The sequence below is a fragment of the Actinomycetospora sp. CA-101289 genome (genome assembly GCF_050955895.1).
Lineage (GTDB): Bacteria > Actinomycetota > Actinomycetes > Mycobacteriales > Pseudonocardiaceae > Actinomycetospora.
On sequence record NZ_CP192093.1, the window covers coordinates 1,058,573 to 1,074,454 of the forward strand.

A 15,882-nucleotide genomic window follows, 5' to 3' on the forward strand; every position below is an offset into this window, starting at 1 on the left:
CAAGCTGGGCCGAACGGCGCTGATCATTCCCCCGCGGCACGGTTGGCCGGACGCCGAACGGGGCACCGTTCCGCCCACCCTCCACACCGGGAGTCGACGATGACGAATCTGGCCACGGGGCTGGTCGAGACCTCCGAGGAGCACGGCGACCGGCCGGCGCTGCGCCTCGACGACCAGGTCGTGACCTACGCCGAGTTCCTCGACGCCGCGCGCCGGGTCGCGGGCATGCTCCGGGCGCGCGGGCTGGAGCCCGGCGCGCGGATCGGGCTCGTCTTCCCGAACGTCCCCGCGTTCCCGATCGTCTTCTACGGGGCCGTGCTGGCCGGCTGCATCGTCGTGCCGATGAACCCGCTGCTCAAGGGCCGCGAGATCGAGTACTACCTCGACGACGCCGGCATCTCCGTGGTCTTCGCCTGGGACCAGGCCGCCGACGCGTCGCGGGAGGCCGCGCAGGGCCGGGACATCGAGGTGGTCGCCGTCGGCGCCGCCGGGCCCGAGGACGACCAGCTCGACGGCACGCCGGTGGACGACCCCGCCGACCGCGCGGACGACGACACCGTCGTCATCCTCTACACCTCCGGCACCACGGGCTCGCCCAAGGGCGCCGAGCTGACCCACGCCAACCTGTCGACGAACGCCCGGACCTCGGCGAAGACGCTGATGGACCTCACCGCCGACGACGTGGTGATGGGCTGCCTGCCGCTGTTCCACGTGTTCGGGCTGACGTGCGGGCTCAACGCCACCGTGGTGACCGGCGCCTGCCTCACGCTGCTGCCGCGCTTCGACGCGGCCTCGGCGCTGTCCATGATCGGGCGCGACGGCGTCACGATCTTCGAGGGCGTGCCCACCATGTACTCGGGGATGCTCCACGTCGACGGGCGCGAGCAGTACGACATGTCGTCGCTGCGCTCGTGCCTGTCCGGGGGCTCGGCGATGCCCGTCGAGGTGCTCCGCGAGTTCGAGGAGACATTCGGCTGCATGGTGCTCGAGGGCTACGGCCTGTCCGAGACCTCGCCCGTGGCCTCGTTCAACCACCCCGACGCCGAGCGCAAGGCGGGGTCGGTGGGCACCCCGATCGCCGGCATGGAGATGCGCCTGGTCGACGACGACGGCAACGACGTCACCGGCGAGGACGCCGGCGAGATCGCCATCCGCGGCGAGGGCCTCATGAAGGGCTACTGGGGCCGCCCGGAGGCGACCGCCGAGTCGGTCCCGGACGGCTGGTTCCGCACCGGGGACGTCGGGCGCCGCGACGACGACGGCTACTTCTTCATCGTCGACCGCAAGAAGGAGCTGATCATCCGCGGCGGGTACAACGTCTACCCCCGCGAGATCGAGGAGGCCCTCTACGAGCACTCGTCGGTGGCCGAGGTGGCCGTGGTCGGCATCCAGGACCGCGACCTCGGCGAGGAGGTCGGCGCCGCCGTCGCCCTCAAGCCGGGCGCCGACGTCTCCGTCGACGAGCTGCGCGACTTCGCCAAGGAGCGCCTCGCGGCCTACAAATACCCGCGCCACGTCTGGCTGCTCGACGAGCTGCCCAAGGGCCCGACCGGGAAGATTCTCCGTCGCGAGATCGAGCCGCCCGAGGACCTCTAGGGTCTCAGCCCACCTCGACGACCAGCCAGCCGCCGTGGTCGTCGGACACCGTGAAGGGCCGGCCTGCTCGCTCGCCGAGGGCGCGCAGGTCGGCGTGGTCGAAGGTCCGCAGGTGCCCGTACACCGGCTCGGGAACGTCCTCGTAGGGCACGGCCACGACGACGCGGCGGCGGGCCACGCGCAGCGCCTCGTCGAGCACCGCGGTGGTGTCGCCCGCGGGCAGGTGCTCCAGCAGGTGCACCGCGGTCACCGTGTCGACGGAGCGGTCGGCGGCGGGCAGGGCGCGGGCGTCGGCCACCACGGGGCGCACGGTCTCGCCGCGGCGCCGGGCCACGGCGCCGAGCAGGCCCATGGTGCCGCGGGTGTGGTCAGTGGCGACGACGTCGAGACCCTCCTGCGCGAGGCGCAGCGGCAGGAACCCGAAGCACGAGCCGACGTCGAGCACGCGGTACCCGCGGACCTCGGCGAGCGCCCGCTCGTGCACCGGCGCGAACGCCGCGAGCGACGACTCCGGCGCGACTCCGGCGTCGACGGCCGGCGCCGGGGAGCGGAGTGCGGCGAGGCTGTTGGCGTAGAAAGTCGACCAGGCCGTGAGCGGGTCGCTGATCGTCGAGCGGACGACGCCGGTGAAGATGCGCTCGAAGTCGGCGGCGGACGCGACGAGGCCGGTGAGCTCGCCGGCGATCAGCCCGGCGATGTCGTCGTCGAGCTCGTCGGGGCGCAGCCGGTGCAGCACGAGCAGCCGGTCGCCGGGGCGGTGCACCTCGAAGTGCTCGGTGACCCGCTCCGGCGGGCGCGCGGCGACGAGGCGTACCGGGACGGGCGCGCGGTCGACGTGGCACACGACGACGTGCCGGTCCTCCCACCGCCCGGGGTGCGAGGGCGCGAGCGGGTCGATGCGCACGGTGCCCGCCGGGACGCCCGCGTCGCGCACGCCGGTCACGGCGTCCTCATCGCCCGATCATCTCGGCCGCCATGTCGTGGCTGACCTCGGAGAGCCCGGTGAGGTCGCGCACGACGCGGATGCGGTCGACGTACTCGGCGTAGCGCGGCAGGTCGCACGCCCCGAGACCCCAGGAGTAGCGCGGCTCCGGGGTCAGCCAGATCGTCTCGCGGGCCCGGCGGGTGATCTCGGCGAACGCCTCGAGGTTCGCGTCGTTGCCGTTGCCCCGCCCGTCGCCCAGCACGATCACCGTGGAGCGGCGGTTCACCGCCGACCCGTGGTCCTCGAGGAACGTGCCGAACGAGGTGCCGTAGTCGGAGTTCGCGTCGACGTCGAGCATGTCGCCGCCGAAGATCAGGCCCAGGGCGTCCTCGACGGTGTGGTCGGCGAACAGATCGGTGACCTCGAGCAGGTCGGCGACGAACGCGAACGAGCGCACCTGCCCGAACATGTCCTGCAGGCCGTGCACCAGGTGCAGCGTGAACCGCGCGGTGGCGCGCACCGACAGCGACACGTCGGCGAGGATCACCAGCCGCGGCTTGTCCTCGGTGCGCGAGACCGTCACCGGCCGGAACGGGATGCCGTCGAAGCGCATGTTGCGCCGCATCGTGCGGCCGGGGTCGATGCGCCCGCGCGGGGACTCGCGGCGCTTGTGGGTCAGCGCGCCGTGCAGGGTCTTGGCCAGCCGGCGCAGCGAGTCCTCGAGCTGCTGTCGCTCGTGCTCCTCGGCCCGGTCGACCTCGGCCCGCTGCGCCTCCTCGTCGGCGTGCCCGCCGTCCATGACCCGCTGCTCGATCTCCAGCAGCCGCTCGAGGTGGCGCTTGATGGCCTCGGGGAGGTTCTCGAGCATGCCGGCGAGGCGGCGGCGCAGCGCCATGGCGTCGCTCTCATCTCCGGCACGGCCCTCGGCGTCCTCCTCGACGCCCTGCAGCCACCCCAGCAGGGCCTCCTGCTGGGCGACGTCGAGGTCGGCGTCGACCTTGGTGCCCGACGCCGTGGCGATGTCGCCGGGCAGACCGCCGCCGTGCAGGTGGTCGGTCTCGATCTGGACCTTCTCGCCCGCGCCGGTCTGGTCGGTGGCCCCGTCCTTGGAGAAGATGATCTCGTCGGTCATCGCCGCGAGGTCGATCTTGTTGGCCTCCTGGTGCAGGTTGTACTGCTGGGCCATGTCGTCGGGGTCGAAGAACTCCCGGATGTCCACCGGCTTGCCGTGGTCGTGGCCCTGCTCCGGGGTCTCGCTGGGCTCCTCGCCGATCGTGAAGTTCTCGAGCGTGCCGTCGTCACTGAGGTCCTCGTGCCCGTGCCCGTGGCCGTGCCCGCGCTCCTCGGCGCCGATGCGCACCAGGGCGAAGAACGCGTCGAAGATCTCGTCGAACGTGTCCTCGTCGCGGATGTCCTTGACCAGCGAGACCCGCAGCGCGGCCTTCAGCGTCTCGCGGTCGGCGAGGACCCCCGGTTCGCGGGCGCAGCGCATGGCGTCGAGGACCTCCGAGGTGGAGACCCGGACCTGCCGGACGCGCAGCAGGCGGACGAAGCGGTGGATGCTGGCTTCCATCTAGAGCGCGCGCTTCTTGCCCAGCCCGAACGAGCGGTTGCCCTGCGACGAGCTGATCTTGCGGGGCTGGCTCGCCGGTGCCTCGCCGGACTTCGCCTTCTCCTGGTACTCGCGGCCCGGGGCGCCGTAGACCCCCGCGTGCCGCCCCTCCTGGTCCTTCGCGGCGCGCACGGCGCGGCCGTCCGGCCCGTCGTCCGCGTCGTCGTCGACCGGCCGCGCGACGGCCGGCGCGGGGCCCGACGAGCGCCCGTCGTCGTGCTCGCCGTCGTGCCCGTGTCCGTGCCCGTGTCCGTGGCCGTGCCCGTGGGCGTCGTCGAGCTCGGCGTTCGGGTCGACGAGCTTCGGCAGCGCGCCGAGCGCCTTGGTGACGTCCTTGTCGTACTTGACCACGACGCTCACGGTGTCCGAGAGGATCGCGCTGGAGAGCTCGTCGACGCCCAGCACGGCGAGCGTGCGGGCCCAGTCGATGGTCTCGGAGATGCTCGGCGCCTTGCGCAGCTCGAGCTCGCGCAGCCCGCGCACCACCTCGACCAGCTCGCGCGCCGCGGCCTCGGGGAGCCCCGTGCCCTTCGAGCGGACGATCTCCAGTTCGCGCTCGGCGGTCGGGTAGTCGAGGAACAGGTGCAGGCAGCGCCGCTTGAGGGCGGCGGCCAGGTCGCGGGTGTTGTTGCTGGTCAGGATGACGTAGGGCTTGTTGTCCGCGATGAACGTCCCCACCTCGGGCACCGAGATCTGGAACTCGCCGAGAGTCTCGAGCAGCACCGCCTCGAGGGCCTCGTCCGCGCGGTCGACCTCGTCGATCAGCAGCACGACGGGCTCGTCGGAGCGGATGGCCTGCATCAGGGGGCGCTCGGCGAGGAACTGCTCGGAGAAGAACACGCTGTCCTGCGAGGCGATGCGCTCGACCGACGTCGCGATGTCCGGGGCGTCCTGGACGATCTCGGCGATCTTCTCGCGCAGCATCTGGGTGTAGAGCAATTGCTTGCCGTAGTCCCACTCGTAGAGGGCCTTGGTCTCGTCCTGGCCCTCGTAGCACTGCAGCCGCAGGAAGCGCCGTCCGGTGGCGGCGGCGAGCATCTTGGCCAGCTCGGTCTTGCCGACGCCGGCCGGGCCCTCGAGCAGCAGCGGCTTCTCGAGGCGGGTCAGCAGGAACACCGTCGTCGCCAGGCGGCGGTCGGCGATGTAGCCCTGCGCGGCGAGCGCGTCGACGACCTCGTCGACCGAGCCGAAGGGGAACGTGGCGTCGGTCGGGGTGCTCACGCGGGGGGTCCTCTCGCTGTCGGGGTGTCGTGGTGGACACGCCGGTGCCCGGCAAGCCAGAAAGAAGATTCTGCCCTGCCGGGCACCGGGCGATGCGTCAGCTCAGCAGGTCGTCGAGGTCACCGTTCATGCAGTGGTCGACGACGGGGCGCACCGTCGTGAAGGTGCACTCCTTGGGGTTGCCGGGCGTACAGGCGTCCCCGAGGACGTGGTTGGTGATGCGGTCCACGTCGGCGGCGTCACCGGTGATCGTCTTCTGGCCCTCGTAGTAGCTGGTGGGGCCCTTGCCCAGGCGGTTCTTCGAGTACGAGTCCTGGGTGACGTCGGTGAACTTCTCCGGGATGCCCACGTCGCGCAGCAGGCGGATGGCCGCGGCGAGCGCGGCCTCCGCGGCCTGGACGTCGGTCATGTGCGTGGTGTCCACGCCCATGGCCTGGGCGATGCGCGCGAACTGCTTGTAGGCCACCGGCATGTTGAACGCCCACACGCGGGGGAGCGCGACGGCGTTGTTGAGGCCGTGGTGGGTGTCGTAGAAGGCCGACACCGCGTGCGAGATCGAGTGGATGATCCCGAGGCCGCCGGAGTTGAAGGCCTGCGCGGCGATGTACTGGGCGTACATCATGCCCTGGCGGCCGGGCAGGTCCTGCCCGTTCCAGACGGCCTCGCGCAGGTGCTGGTTGGTCAGCTCGATCGCGTGCAGGGCGTTGCCGAGGCTGGGCTCGAACTTCAGCCGCGAGACGTAGGGCTCGGAGGCGTGCGCGAGCACGTCGAAGCCGCACTGCGCGGTGAAGTCGACCGGGCAGTCGTAGTAGAGCACCGGGTCGTCGATCGCCAGGCTCGTCACCGAGTTGTCGTCGAACGCGACGTACTTGTGCGGGTTCGCCGGGTCGGTCGTGGTGTCGGTGATGACGTAGGCCCACGACGTCTCGGAGCCGGTGCCGGCCGTCGTCGAGACCGCGATGTGCGGCGGGTTCTTCGGGTTCTCGGACTGGTTGAAGCCCTCGAACTCGTTGACGTTGCGGCCGTCGTGCGCCACCGAGATGCGGGCGCCCTTGCAGGCGTCGTGGCTCGAGCCGCCGCCGATGGAGACGAAGCCGTCACAGGAGTTCTCCTGGTACATCTTCACCGAGTCCATGACGTTGTAGTCCTTGGGGTTGGACTCGACCTGGTCGTAGATGACCGTCTCGATCCCGTGCCACTTCATGGACTCGGAGATCTTGTGGACGATGTCCGTGCCGCGCAGACCCGAGGTCATGATCAGCGTCTTCTTGAAGCCCATCTTGAGGGCCTCGGGGCCGATCATCTCGTGCGAGCCGGGCCCCAGCAGTGCCCGCGGGAAGGGGTGGAACTCCTTGATCGGGAACGGCTTGAGCAGCTCGTCTACCTGCATGGCGGTCCTCTCGTCGACTCCAGGTCCGCCAGCGACCCGTCGAGGCCGGCGCTGGCGTGATCCGGCGCGACGCTAGGCGTGGCGCCGGTCACGGCAGAAGGGGTCCGTGGTGATCCCGACCACGGCGACGGTCCGGGCCCTGCACCTTCGGGCAGGTGGCCCGCCTGCCCATCAGGCGGCGTTGTCGTTCTCCGGTTGTTGCCAGCTCGTGGCCGGAGACGGCGCGGGTGGGAACGGCGGGCCCGGGGAACCTCCGGCGGGTGGCGGGCGAGCTGGCGGGACGCACGGCGCTCGTGACGGGCGCGAGCCGCGGGCTCGGGAGGGTGATCGCGGCGGGCCTGGCGTCCGCGAGCGCCGACGTGGTCGGGATGGCGCGCGATCCCGCGGCGCTGGAGGCGGCGGTGGCGTCGTTCGGGGGTCCGGGGTCCCACACGGCGCTGGCCCACGACCTGGCGGACGTCGACGGGATCGCCGCGCGCGTCGAGGGCCTCGAGGTGGACGTGCTGGTCAACGCCGCGGCGGTGATGAGCGGCCGGCGATCGAAGACGCTCGACACCTCGCTGGCCGAGTGGCGCGACGTGCGCGCGGTCGACCTCGACGCGCCCTTCGCCCTGGTCCAGGCGCTGGTGCCCGGGATGGCGCAGCGACGGTGGGGCCGCGTCGTGAGCGTCAGCGCCTGCCTCGGGCGGATGTCCGGGCCGGGCACCGCCGGCGGCCTCGCGCCCTACCGCGTGGCCAAGGCGGGGCTCAACGCGCTGACCCGCAACCTCGCGCACGAGCTCGCGCTGGGCCGCCGCGGTGTCCTCGTCGACGCGACCTGCCCGGGCCACTGCCGCACCGACATGGGCGGGCCCGAGGCGCCCCGCTCGGCCGAGGAGGGCGCGGACACGGCGCTGTGGCTCGCCTGCCGGGACTCGACGCCCGCGGACCCGGCGCCCACCGGGCGGTTGTGGGAGGACCGGGTCGAGGTGCCGTGGTGAGGGCCGGTCGGGTCGCGGAGATCCGGATGGGTGGCGCGTCCGTCCCGCTGAGCGGAGCGTCCGCGCCACAGCTGCAGATCTCCGCCCTGGTCAGCCCGGGTGTGCGTGCTTGCCCGTGCCAGGACACGGGCAAGCGCTCACGAGGGCGGAGCCCAAAGGGCCGCCCGGGCGAGGTCCAGCGCGCGCTCGGGGGAGACGCCGAGCGCGGTGACCCGGCGCGCGTACTCGGCGGCCAGCTCGCGGGCCGGGTCGCTGGCGGCGTCGGCGCCGACGATGAACGTGCCCAGACGCCCGCGGGTCTCGACGACGCCCGCGGCCTCGAGCTCGCGGTAGGCGCGGGCGACGGTGCCGGGCGCGACGTTGAGGTCGCCGGCGAGGCGGCGCACCGCGGGCAGGCGGGTGTGCGGGGCGAGCTCGCCGGAGCGCGCGAGCGCGGTGATCCGCGAGCGCAGCTGCTCGTAGGGCGGGTCGGAGGACGCCGGGTCGAGGTCGATCAGCTCGCTCACGCGAACCCCCGCGCCAGCGCGTCGAACGCCTCGTCCACCAGCGCGCCGAGGGCGTCGGCGTCGGCCTCGGGGTGCCCGTGCCAGGCGCTGAACACCGCGCGCATCGCCGCCACCACGGCCCGGCCGAACACCTGCGCGCGCAGCGACGCCGCGTCGACGGCCCAGCGGCGGGCGGCGTCGGCGGCGAGCGCGGACTCCCAGTCGCGGTAGCGCACCGTGGCGCGCGCGGCGAGCTCGGGCACGTCCTCGATCAGCCCGAGGCGCCGGCGCAGCGCGGGGAGCTCGACGTCGGCGTAGCGGTTGACCGCCAGGAACGCGGCGCGCGCCGCGGCCACGGGGTCGGCGCCGGGCTGCTCGGCCAGCGCGAGGACGAGCCCGGCCAGCCCCTCGTCGAGCTCGCCGAGCACCACGTCGAGCTTGGTGGGGAAGTACCGGAAGAACGTGCGACGCCCCACCCCGCCGGCCGCGGCGAGCTCGTCGACCGTGGTCTCGTCGAAGCCCTGGGCCGCGAACAGCTCGAGCGCGACGTGCTCGAGGCGCTGGGCCACGGGCACCCGGCGCGCACTCCTGGTCACCACACCAGCATCCCCTACCAACTCGCGTCCATGGTCGCCCCCGCCGAACGGACGGGCGGGTCCCACCCGGTGAGCGTCTGGCGGGTGGCACCGAGTGCCGCTTAGCGTCACCAGCGCCCGAGGCACCCGCTGGTGAGGAGGACGCGATGGAGGAGAACGAGGAGTTGGTCGAGGAGACCCTCGTCGAAGAGGTCTCGATCGACGGCATGTGCGGCGTCTACTGATGACGACGACGGCGGCGGGGGCCGGCCCGCAGAGTCAGATCTCGGGCTCAGCCCCCGCCGGCGTCGACGGCTTCGACGCGGACGGGCCGTACCGGATCTCCGGTTCGGTCTCTGTGCGCCCGGAGTCGTTCGGCGCGCTGGTCTACGACTTCCACACCCGGCGGCTGTCCTTCCTCAAGACCCGGATGCTCGTCCGGGTCGTCGAGACGCTCGCCGACCACCCCGACGTCCACGGTGCCCTCGCCGCGGCCGAGGTCCCTGCACACCAGCGGGAGCAGTACCTCAAGGCCCTCGCCGGCCTCGCGCGAGCGGGCACGATCAAGCCCCGGGAGGACGCCCCGTGAAGCTCGTCGACCACTTCGTCGAAGGCCTGACCTCCCCGATCTGCCTGACCTGGGAGCTCACCTACGCCTGCAACCTCTCCTGCGTGCACTGCCTGTCCAGCTCCGGCCGGCGGGACCCGGACGAGCTGTCGACGGACGAGGCCAAGGCCGTCATCGACGAGCTCCAGCGCATGCAGGTCTTCTACGTCAACATCGGCGGCGGCGAGCCGACCGTGCGCAGCGACTTCTGGGAGCTGCTCGACTACGCAATCGCCCACGACGTCGGCGTCAAGTTCTCGACCAACGGCGTCAAGCTCGACGAGGCCCGCGCGGCGCAGCTGGCGAAGACCGACTACGTCGACGTCCAGATCTCCCTCGACGGCGCGACGGCCGAGGTCAACGACCACGTCCGCGGGCCCGGCTCCTACGCCACGGCGATCCGCGCGATGGAGAACCTGTACGAGGCCGGCTTCGGCCAGTTCAAGATCAGCGTTGTGGTGACGCGCCACAACGTCGACCAGCTCGACGACTTCAAGGCGATCGCCGACCGCTACGGCGCCCAGCTGCGCATCACGCGCTTCCGGCCGTCCGGTCGCGGCGCCGACTCGTGGGACGAGCTGCACCCCACCCGCGAGCAGCAGCGCCAGCTCTACGACTGGCTCGTCGCGCGCGGCGAGGACGTCCTCACCGGCGACTCGTTCTTCCACCTCTCCGCGTTCGGCGAGGAACTGCCGGGCCTCAACCTGTGCGGCGCCGGGCGCGTGGTGTGCCTGATCGACCCGGTCGGCGACGTCTACGCCTGCCCGTTCGCGATCCACGAGCAGTTCCTGGCCGGCAACGTCCGGTCCGAGGGCGGGTTCAAGACGGTGTGGCAGGACAGCGAGCTGTTCGCCGAGCTGCGCGGGCCGCAGTCGGGCGGGGCGTGCACCCAGTGCTCGCACTACGACGCCTGCCAGGGCGGCTGCATGGCGGCGAAGTTCTTCACGGGGCTGCCGCTCGACGGGCCGGACCCGGAGTGCGTGCTCGGCAACGGCGAGCGCGAGTTGGCGAAGCTGGAGATGGACACGATCGTCCCCAAGCCCTCGCTGGACCACTCGCACCGGACGAAGCCCCGGGAGCAGGGCGGGCCGGTCCCGCTGACGCTGTCGGTGCGCCGGCCGGACCGGGCGTGCGACTCCGACCCCCTCGCCGGGGAGGGGACCCGCCTGCCCGCCGGCATCCGGGTGGGCTGACCGCCCGCACAGCAACGGTCGCGACCGCGGTGTCCTCCCGCGCGTGACCGTCGGGTCGACCCGGGCCCCCCCGCCCGGGTCGGCCCACCCCACGGCGGCGTACGCAGCCCCCGCCGCCGTGGTCCCCCTGCCCGGCGGGGCGCGCGACGCTCGGGAGCATGCCCACGATCACGGCCAACGGCACGACGCTCTACTACGAACGGCGCGGCGAGGGGCCACCGCTGCTGTTCGTCTCCGGCGGTCCCGGTGACGCCGGGTTCTGGCCGGAGGCCGCTGACGCCCTGGCGGACGAGTACACCGTGGTGAGCTACGACCGACGGGCGACCTCGCGCAGCCCACGCCCCGAGAACTGGACGGCGACGTCGGTCGAGGAGCAGGCCGACGACGCCGCCGCCCTGCTCGAGGCGCTCGACCTCGCGCCGGCCGTGGTCCACGGCCACAGCGCGGGCGGGATCATCCTGACGAGCCTCGCACTCCGCCGACCGGACGTGCTGCGCGGCGCGATCTTCCACGAACCGGCGTACGTGGTGACCCCGGGCGGGCACGAGACCTTCGCCGGACTCCAGCAGCGCCTCGGCGGCGCGATGGGGGAGGGCGGGCCTGCCCACGGCATGGAGGTGTTCCTGCGCTGGGCCGACGGCGACCAGGTCTACGAGTCCCTCGATCCCGACTTCCGCGATCGGATGCTCGGCGACGGCGAGGTCCTCTTCGGCCTCGAGATGGGACCGGCGCTGAGCTACATGCCCACGCCCGAACAGCTCGCGGCGATCGAGGTGCCGTGCGCCGTCGTCGTGGGGGCGGACAACCGGGATCCCGGGGCCACCCACCACTGGGCGTACGAGGCGTCGCAGTGGATGGCCGAGAGCCTGGGCGCCCCGCTCGTGGAGACCCCGGGCGCCCACGGATCGATGATCACGCACCCGCAGGCCTTCGTGTCGACCCTGCGCCCGATCCTGGCCGACCTCGCCGCCCCGTCGCGGGTCGAGGCCTGACCCGATCCGATCACTCGGTTCCTCCCGCTGCGAGGGGTGGTCGGACCGTTCGCACCCACTTCTGATCCGGGTCCCCGACCAGCACGTATGACCCTGCATGAGCGCGTCATCACCCTCCGCACCGGAGCCGCTGGCCGCCCTCCCGTTGCTGGCGGAAGCCGGCGTGAGCGTCTACTGGGTGCCGCTGGACGGCCGCACCGCCTGGATCGCCGACGCGGACACCCGGCAGGTCTGGATCTCCCGGGCGATCCCCGGCCACGCCCTGCTGCGCTACCTCGTCGAGGCGCTCGGGTTCGTGGAGGAGGCCTCGGCGGCGCCGGACGAGCCCGGCGAGCCGGTCCTGCGGCTGGTCCACTCCGCTGAGCGGGTCGAGTGCCGGTCCCGCCGCGGGCCGGCGACGCTGGGCGTCGTCGACGACGGGTGACCGGCGCGTCGGCGTCCTGACCTACACCCGGTGCCACCCGAGCGCCGTGTCGTCGAGCAGGTGGCGCACGAGCAGTTCGGTGCTGGCGGTGGCGTCCGGGTGGGTGACGACGTGCCAGGGCCGCGAGACGGGCACGCCCGGCACCGGCAGCTCGACCAGCGTGCCGTCGGCGAGCAGCCGGGCCACGCCCTCGCGGGCCACGAGCGTCACGCCGAGCCCCGCGCGGGCCGCGGCGATCGTCGCGCCGTGCGAGCCCAGGACCAGCTGTGACGGGGTGCCGGGCAGGTCCTCGAGCAGGGCGCTGAGCGTGGCGCGGATGCCCGAACCGGTCTCGCGCAGCAGCCAGGTGGCCGACGCGGGGTCGAAGTCGGCGGCGACGTCGGGGGCGCCGACGACGGTGAGGACGTTGTCGCGCACCGCCCGCACCCGGGCCCCGACGTCGCCGGGCGGGCTGCCGGCGACGACGACGTCGACCTCGTGGTGGCGCAGCATCGGCCACACCGCGGCGCTCGGGGCGACCTCGACGCCGAGCGTGACGTCGGGGTGGCGTGCGCGGAACGACGTCAGCAGGGCGGGGAGCAGGTGCTCGCCCGCGGTGGTCACCGCGCCGAGGCGCACGAGCCCGCGTTCGGGGTCGGCCTCGCCGTGCGCGGCGGCCGTGGCCTCGTCGAGCAGCCCGAGGATCCGGCGGGCGTAGCCGGCGTAGCGCGTGCCGGCGGGGGTCAGGCGCACGCCGCGCCCGTCGCGCTCGAGCAGCGCGACGCCGACCTCCTCGCCCAGCGCGCGCACCGCGGCCGAGACGGTGGACTCGGTGACCACGAGCGCGCCCGCCGCCCCGCGCACCGACCCGTGGTCGGCGAGGGCGACGAACGCCCGCAGGCGCGCGGTGGTGGTCACCGGCCCAGCTTGGCGCTCCGCACGTGTGCGCGCTTGCCCGTGCTGGAGCACGGACGAGCGCGCACGAGAGCGGAGCTCAAAGGCCGCCCTCGAAGACGCGGCTGGCGCGCAGGTCGGGGGCCTCGAGGGTCGTGAGGTCGTCGAGACCGACCTTCCCGCCGCCCTCGCCCAGGCGGCGCGCCTGGCGCATCCGGGTGCGGTCGAGCGCGTTGCGGACGCTGCGGGCGCCCGCGAACCACGGCTGCTCCCGGCGCAGCGCGAGGTACTCGTGCAGGGCCCTGTGCGCCTCGTCGGAGAACCGCAGGCCCTGCTCGGCGACCATCCCCTCGGCGATGGTCACCAGCTCGTCGGCCGAGAAGTCCGGGAAGTCGACGTGGTGCGCGACCCGGCTCTGCATCCCGGGGTTGGCCTCGAAGAACGTGGCCATCCGGTCGGCGTAGCCGGCGAGCACGACGACCAGGTCGTCGCGGTGGGACTCCATCGCCTGCAGGAGGATCTCGATCGCCTCGCCGCCGTAGTCGCGCTCGTTGCCCGGGCGGTGCAGGTAGTACGCCTCGTCGACGAACAGCACGCCGCCCCGGGCCTTGCCCACGATCTCCTTGGTCTTCGGCGCGGTGTGCCCGACGTACTCGCCGACCAGGTCGTCGCGCGTCGCCGTCACCACGTGGCCCCGGCGCAGGTACCCGAGGCCCTTCAGCAGCTCGCCGATCCGCTGAGCGACGGTCGTCTTGCCGGTGCCCGGGTTGCCGGTGAAGCACATGTGCAGCGTCGGGCGGTCCGCCGTGATCCCGAAGCGTTCGCGGACGCGGTCGACGACCAGCAGGGCGGCGAGCTCGCGCAGCCGCTCCTTGACCGGGGTCAGCCCGACGAGCTCGCGGTCGAGCGCGTCGAGGACGTCGTCGACGCCGGCGTCGCGGCGGACCTCGGCCAGGTCGACGGTGTCGTCGGGCGCGAGCGCCTCCTCGCCGCGTCGACGCTCCTCGGCCTCGGCCGCCGTCTCGTCGGAGACGGCGGCCGAGCGACCGGAGGTGCCGAACGCGGCGCGTCCGTCAGCGGCCATCGCCGTTGCTCCGCGCCCCGTCACCGTTGCGGCGGTCGCGGCCGTAGCGCTGCCCGGCCGGGCGCTCGGTGGCGTAGGAGTGCGTGGTGTAGGCGATCTGGCGGTCGCGGCCCTCCTGGCGCTCCAGGCGGAAGCCCGGCTCCTCGGACGGCCGGTTGACCAGGAACGACAGCGCGACCGTCTGGCGACCCAGCGAGGCGTCGTAGGCGATGACCCGGACGTAGTGCTCCGGGTGCTCGTCGCGGCAGGCGCGGACCTCGTCGAGCAGGGCCGCCGGGTCCTGCAGGTCGAACATCGGCAGGCCCCACATGTCCCAGTAGGTGTTGCGGGGGTGTGGGTCGTCGGTGAACTCGATCGACAGCGGCCACTCGTGCGCGAGCGCGTAGTCGATCTGCAGCCGGATCTCGTCGTCGGTCAGGTCGGGCAGGAACGAGAAGGTGCCCTGGGTGATCCTCATCGGTGGTCCTCCTCGGGTCAGCTGGCGGTCGGGGTGGCGTCGACGGTGTCGGTCGAGGCGTAGTCGAAGGTGACGTCGCCCCAGGTCGCCAGGGCCATCTCGAGCGGCTTGTTGCGCTTGCCGGCGTCGCGGAGGATGTCGGGACCCTCGGCCAGGAAGTCGCGGCCCTCGTTGCGGGCCTTGATCATCGCCTCGACGGCGACGCGGTTGGCCTCGGCGCCCTGGGCGATGCCCATGGGGTGGCCGATGGTGCCGCCGCCGAACTGCAGGATCGTGTCCTCGCCGAGGTGGTGCAGCAGCTGGTGCATCTGCCCGGCGTGGATGCCGCCGGAGGCGACCGGCATGGTCGCCGGCATCGAGACCCACTCCTGGTCGAAGTACAGGCCCTTGGACGGGTCGGCGGAGTACGAGTCCTTGCGCAGCACGTCGTAGAACCCGTGGACCGAGGCCGGGTCGCCCTCGAGCTTGCCGACGACGGTGCCGGCGTGGATGTGGTCGACGCCGGCGAGGCGCATCCACTTGGAGATGACGCGGAAGCTCACGCCGTGCGTCTTCTGGCGCGTGTAGGTGGCGTGGCCCGCGCGGTGCAGGTGCAGGATCACGCCGTTGCGCCGCGCCCACTTCGACATCGACTGGATCGCCGTGTAGCCGACGGTGAGGTCGAGCATGACGATGACGCTGCCGAGGTCCTTGGCGAACTCGGCGCGCTCGTACATCTCCTCCATGTCGCCGGCGGTGATGTTGAGGTAGTGGCCCTTCACCTCGCCGGTCTCGGCCTGGGCCTTGTTCACCGCCTCCATGCACGCCAGGTACCGATCACGCCAGCGCATGAACGGCTGGGAGTTGATGTTCTCGTCGTCCTTGGTGAAGTCCAGCCCGCCGCGCAGGGCCTCGTAGACGACGCGGCCGTAGTTGCGCGACGAGAGCCCCAGCTTCGGCTTGGTGGTCGCACCGAGCAGCGGGCGCCCGAACTTGTTGAGGTACTCGCGCTCCTGCACGATCCCGTGCGGCGGGCCCCGGAACGTCTTGACGTAGTGCGGCGGGATCCGCATGTCCTCGAGGCGCAGCGCCTTGAGCGGCTTGAAGCCGAAGACGTTCCCGATGATCGAGCTGGTCAGGTTCGCGATCGACCCCTCCTCGAACAGGTCGAGGTCGTAGGCGATGTAGGCCATCCACTGGCCCTCGGCGCCCGGGACGGCGTCCACGCGGTAGCACTTCGCCTGGTAGTGCTCGAAGGTCGTGAGGCGGTCGGTCCACACCACGGTCCACGTGGCGGTGCTCGACTCGCCGGCGACGGCGGCGCCCGCCTCCTCCGGCGGCACCCCCTCCTGCGGCGTCACGCGGAACGCGCAGAGCAGGTCGGTGTCCTTCGGTTCGTAGTCGGGCTGCCAGTAACCCATCTCCGCGTAGGGGATGACGCCCGCGCTCCAACGATCGGCCATGACACGAGAGTGGGCGTGATCACTGT

General features: G+C 72.7%; 17 protein-coding genes. 7 read left to right on the top strand and 10 right to left on the bottom strand.

Annotated features, from left to right (window positions below):
* The first annotated feature begins 99 nt into the window (after window positions 1-99).
* On the top strand, window positions 100-1,596 hold the full coding sequence (locus tag ACQPX6_RS05255; RefSeq protein ID WP_433785945.1) for a long-chain-fatty-acid--CoA ligase: 1,497 nt from the start codon (window positions 100-102) through the stop codon (window positions 1,594-1,596).
* 4 nt (window positions 1,597-1,600) lie between these two features.
* On the opposite strand, the gene mftM is transcribed toward ACQPX6_RS05255, so the two are convergent.
* The 4 genes from mftM to mdo all read right to left on the bottom strand — a co-directional run bounded on the left by mftM (window position 1,601) and on the right by mdo (window position 6,744).
* A complete protein-coding gene (mftM, locus tag ACQPX6_RS05260) occupies window positions 1,601-2,539 on the bottom strand; it encodes a mycofactocin oligosaccharide methyltransferase MftM (RefSeq protein WP_433785947.1) in 939 nt (312 codons plus the stop codon).
* Window positions 2,540-2,546: 7 nt separating this feature from the next.
* Window positions 2,547-4,094 (bottom strand): VWA domain-containing protein, encoded by a 1,548-nt coding sequence (locus ACQPX6_RS05265; protein ID WP_433785948.1) that lies wholly within the window; start codon window positions 4,092-4,094, stop codon window positions 2,547-2,549.
* Window positions 4,095-5,354 (bottom strand): AAA family ATPase, encoded by a 1,260-nt coding sequence (locus ACQPX6_RS05270; RefSeq protein WP_433785949.1) that lies wholly within the window; start codon window positions 5,352-5,354, stop codon window positions 4,095-4,097. It lies immediately after the preceding gene.
* A 97-nt stretch (window positions 5,355-5,451) separates the two neighbouring features.
* The gene (gene mdo, locus ACQPX6_RS05275) at window positions 5,452-6,744 is read right to left on the bottom strand and encodes an NDMA-dependent methanol dehydrogenase (RefSeq protein ID WP_433785951.1); all 1,293 of its coding nucleotides are present in this window, start codon (window positions 6,742-6,744) and stop codon (window positions 5,452-5,454) included.
* A gap of 260 nt (window positions 6,745-7,004) precedes the next feature.
* Between mdo and ACQPX6_RS05280 the strand changes: the two genes are divergently transcribed.
* A complete protein-coding gene (locus ACQPX6_RS05280) occupies window positions 7,005-7,724 on the top strand; it encodes an SDR family NAD(P)-dependent oxidoreductase (RefSeq protein ID WP_433785953.1) in 720 nt (239 codons plus the stop codon).
* 137 nt (window positions 7,725-7,861) lie between these two features.
* On the opposite strand, the gene ACQPX6_RS05285 is transcribed toward ACQPX6_RS05280, so the two are convergent.
* Together ACQPX6_RS05285 and ACQPX6_RS05290 are read right to left on the bottom strand one after the other, a co-directional pair.
* Window positions 7,862-8,230: a GntR family transcriptional regulator gene (locus ACQPX6_RS05285; RefSeq protein WP_433785954.1), complete on the bottom strand. Its 369-nt coding sequence runs from the start codon at window positions 8,228-8,230 to the stop codon at window positions 7,862-7,864.
* Window positions 8,227-8,805: a TetR family transcriptional regulator gene (locus ACQPX6_RS05290; protein WP_433785955.1), complete on the bottom strand. Its 579-nt coding sequence runs from the start codon at window positions 8,803-8,805 to the stop codon at window positions 8,227-8,229. The genes ACQPX6_RS05285 and ACQPX6_RS05290 overlap by 4 nt, the downstream gene beginning before the upstream one ends.
* A 146-nt stretch (window positions 8,806-8,951) precedes the next feature.
* Between ACQPX6_RS05290 and mftA the strand changes: the two genes are divergently transcribed.
* From mftA to ACQPX6_RS05315, 5 genes are all read left to right on the top strand, one after another.
* Window positions 8,952-9,029 carry a mycofactocin precursor MftA gene (gene mftA, locus ACQPX6_RS05295; RefSeq protein WP_274192079.1) on the top strand — a complete coding sequence of 26 codons (78 nt, stop codon included), beginning with the start codon at window positions 8,952-8,954 and terminating at the stop codon, window positions 9,027-9,029.
* Window positions 9,029-9,373 (top strand): mycofactocin biosynthesis chaperone MftB, encoded by a 345-nt coding sequence (mftB, locus tag ACQPX6_RS05300; protein ID WP_433785956.1) that lies wholly within the window; start codon window positions 9,029-9,031, stop codon window positions 9,371-9,373. The genes mftA and mftB overlap by 1 nt, the downstream gene beginning before the upstream one ends.
* A complete protein-coding gene (gene mftC / locus ACQPX6_RS05305; protein ID WP_433785957.1) occupies window positions 9,370-10,584 on the top strand; it encodes a mycofactocin radical SAM maturase in 1,215 nt (404 codons plus the stop codon). Before mftB ends, mftC begins: the two co-directional genes overlap by 4 nt.
* A gap of 158 nt (window positions 10,585-10,742) precedes the next feature.
* Window positions 10,743-11,576, top strand: coding sequence for an alpha/beta fold hydrolase (locus ACQPX6_RS05310; protein ID WP_433785958.1), 834 nt, complete (start codon window positions 10,743-10,745; stop codon window positions 11,574-11,576).
* Between the two features lie 163 nt (window positions 11,577-11,739).
* Window positions 11,740-12,000, top strand: a complete 261-nt coding sequence (locus ACQPX6_RS05315) for a hypothetical protein (RefSeq protein ID WP_433785960.1) — start codon at window positions 11,740-11,742, stop codon at window positions 11,998-12,000.
* 21 nt (window positions 12,001-12,021) lie between these two features.
* On the opposite strand, the gene ACQPX6_RS05320 is transcribed toward ACQPX6_RS05315, so the two are convergent.
* From ACQPX6_RS05320 to ACQPX6_RS05335, 4 genes are all read right to left on the bottom strand, one after another.
* Entirely contained in the window at window positions 12,022-12,897 is an 876-nt protein-coding gene (locus tag ACQPX6_RS05320; RefSeq protein WP_433785961.1) for a LysR family transcriptional regulator, read from the bottom strand.
* A gap of 76 nt (window positions 12,898-12,973) precedes the next feature.
* Complete coding sequence (locus ACQPX6_RS05325; RefSeq protein WP_433785962.1) at window positions 12,974-13,957, bottom strand: AAA family ATPase; 984 nt, start codon at window positions 13,955-13,957, stop codon at window positions 12,974-12,976.
* The gene (locus ACQPX6_RS05330; protein WP_433785964.1) at window positions 13,947-14,414 is read right to left on the bottom strand and encodes a ribulose bisphosphate carboxylase small subunit; all 468 of its coding nucleotides are present in this window, start codon (window positions 14,412-14,414) and stop codon (window positions 13,947-13,949) included. The genes ACQPX6_RS05325 and ACQPX6_RS05330 overlap by 11 nt, the downstream gene beginning before the upstream one ends.
* 17 nt (window positions 14,415-14,431) lie before the next feature.
* Window positions 14,432-15,856 (bottom strand): form I ribulose bisphosphate carboxylase large subunit, encoded by a 1,425-nt coding sequence (locus tag ACQPX6_RS05335; protein WP_433785966.1) that lies wholly within the window; start codon window positions 15,854-15,856, stop codon window positions 14,432-14,434.
* Window positions 15,857-15,882: the final 26 nt, after the last annotated feature.

Coding starts and splice junctions, on each gene's coding strand:
- ACQPX6_RS05310 (WP_433785958.1), top strand. CDS start 10,743: ATGCCCACGATCACGGCCAACGGCACGACGCTCTACTACGAACGGCGC.
- mftB (WP_433785956.1), top strand. CDS start 9,029: ATGACGACGACGGCGGCGGGGGCCGGCCCGCAGAGTCAGATCTCGGGC.
- ACQPX6_RS05265 (WP_433785948.1), bottom strand. CDS start 4,094: ATGGAAGCCAGCATCCACCGCTTCGTCCGCCTGCTGCGCGTCCGGCAG.
- ACQPX6_RS05330 (WP_433785964.1), bottom strand. CDS start 14,414: ATGAGGATCACCCAGGGCACCTTCTCGTTCCTGCCCGACCTGACCGAC.
- ACQPX6_RS05325 (WP_433785962.1), bottom strand. CDS start 13,957: ATGGCCGCTGACGGACGCGCCGCGTTCGGCACCTCCGGTCGCTCGGCC.
- ACQPX6_RS05335 (WP_433785966.1), bottom strand. CDS start 15,856: ATGGCCGATCGTTGGAGCGCGGGCGTCATCCCCTACGCGGAGATGGGT.
- mdo (WP_433785951.1), bottom strand. CDS start 6,744: ATGCAGGTAGACGAGCTGCTCAAGCCGTTCCCGATCAAGGAGTTCCAC.
- mftA (WP_274192079.1), top strand. CDS start 8,952: ATGGAGGAGAACGAGGAGTTGGTCGAGGAGACCCTCGTCGAAGAGGTC.
- ACQPX6_RS05255 (WP_433785945.1), top strand. CDS start 100: ATGACGAATCTGGCCACGGGGCTGGTCGAGACCTCCGAGGAGCACGGC.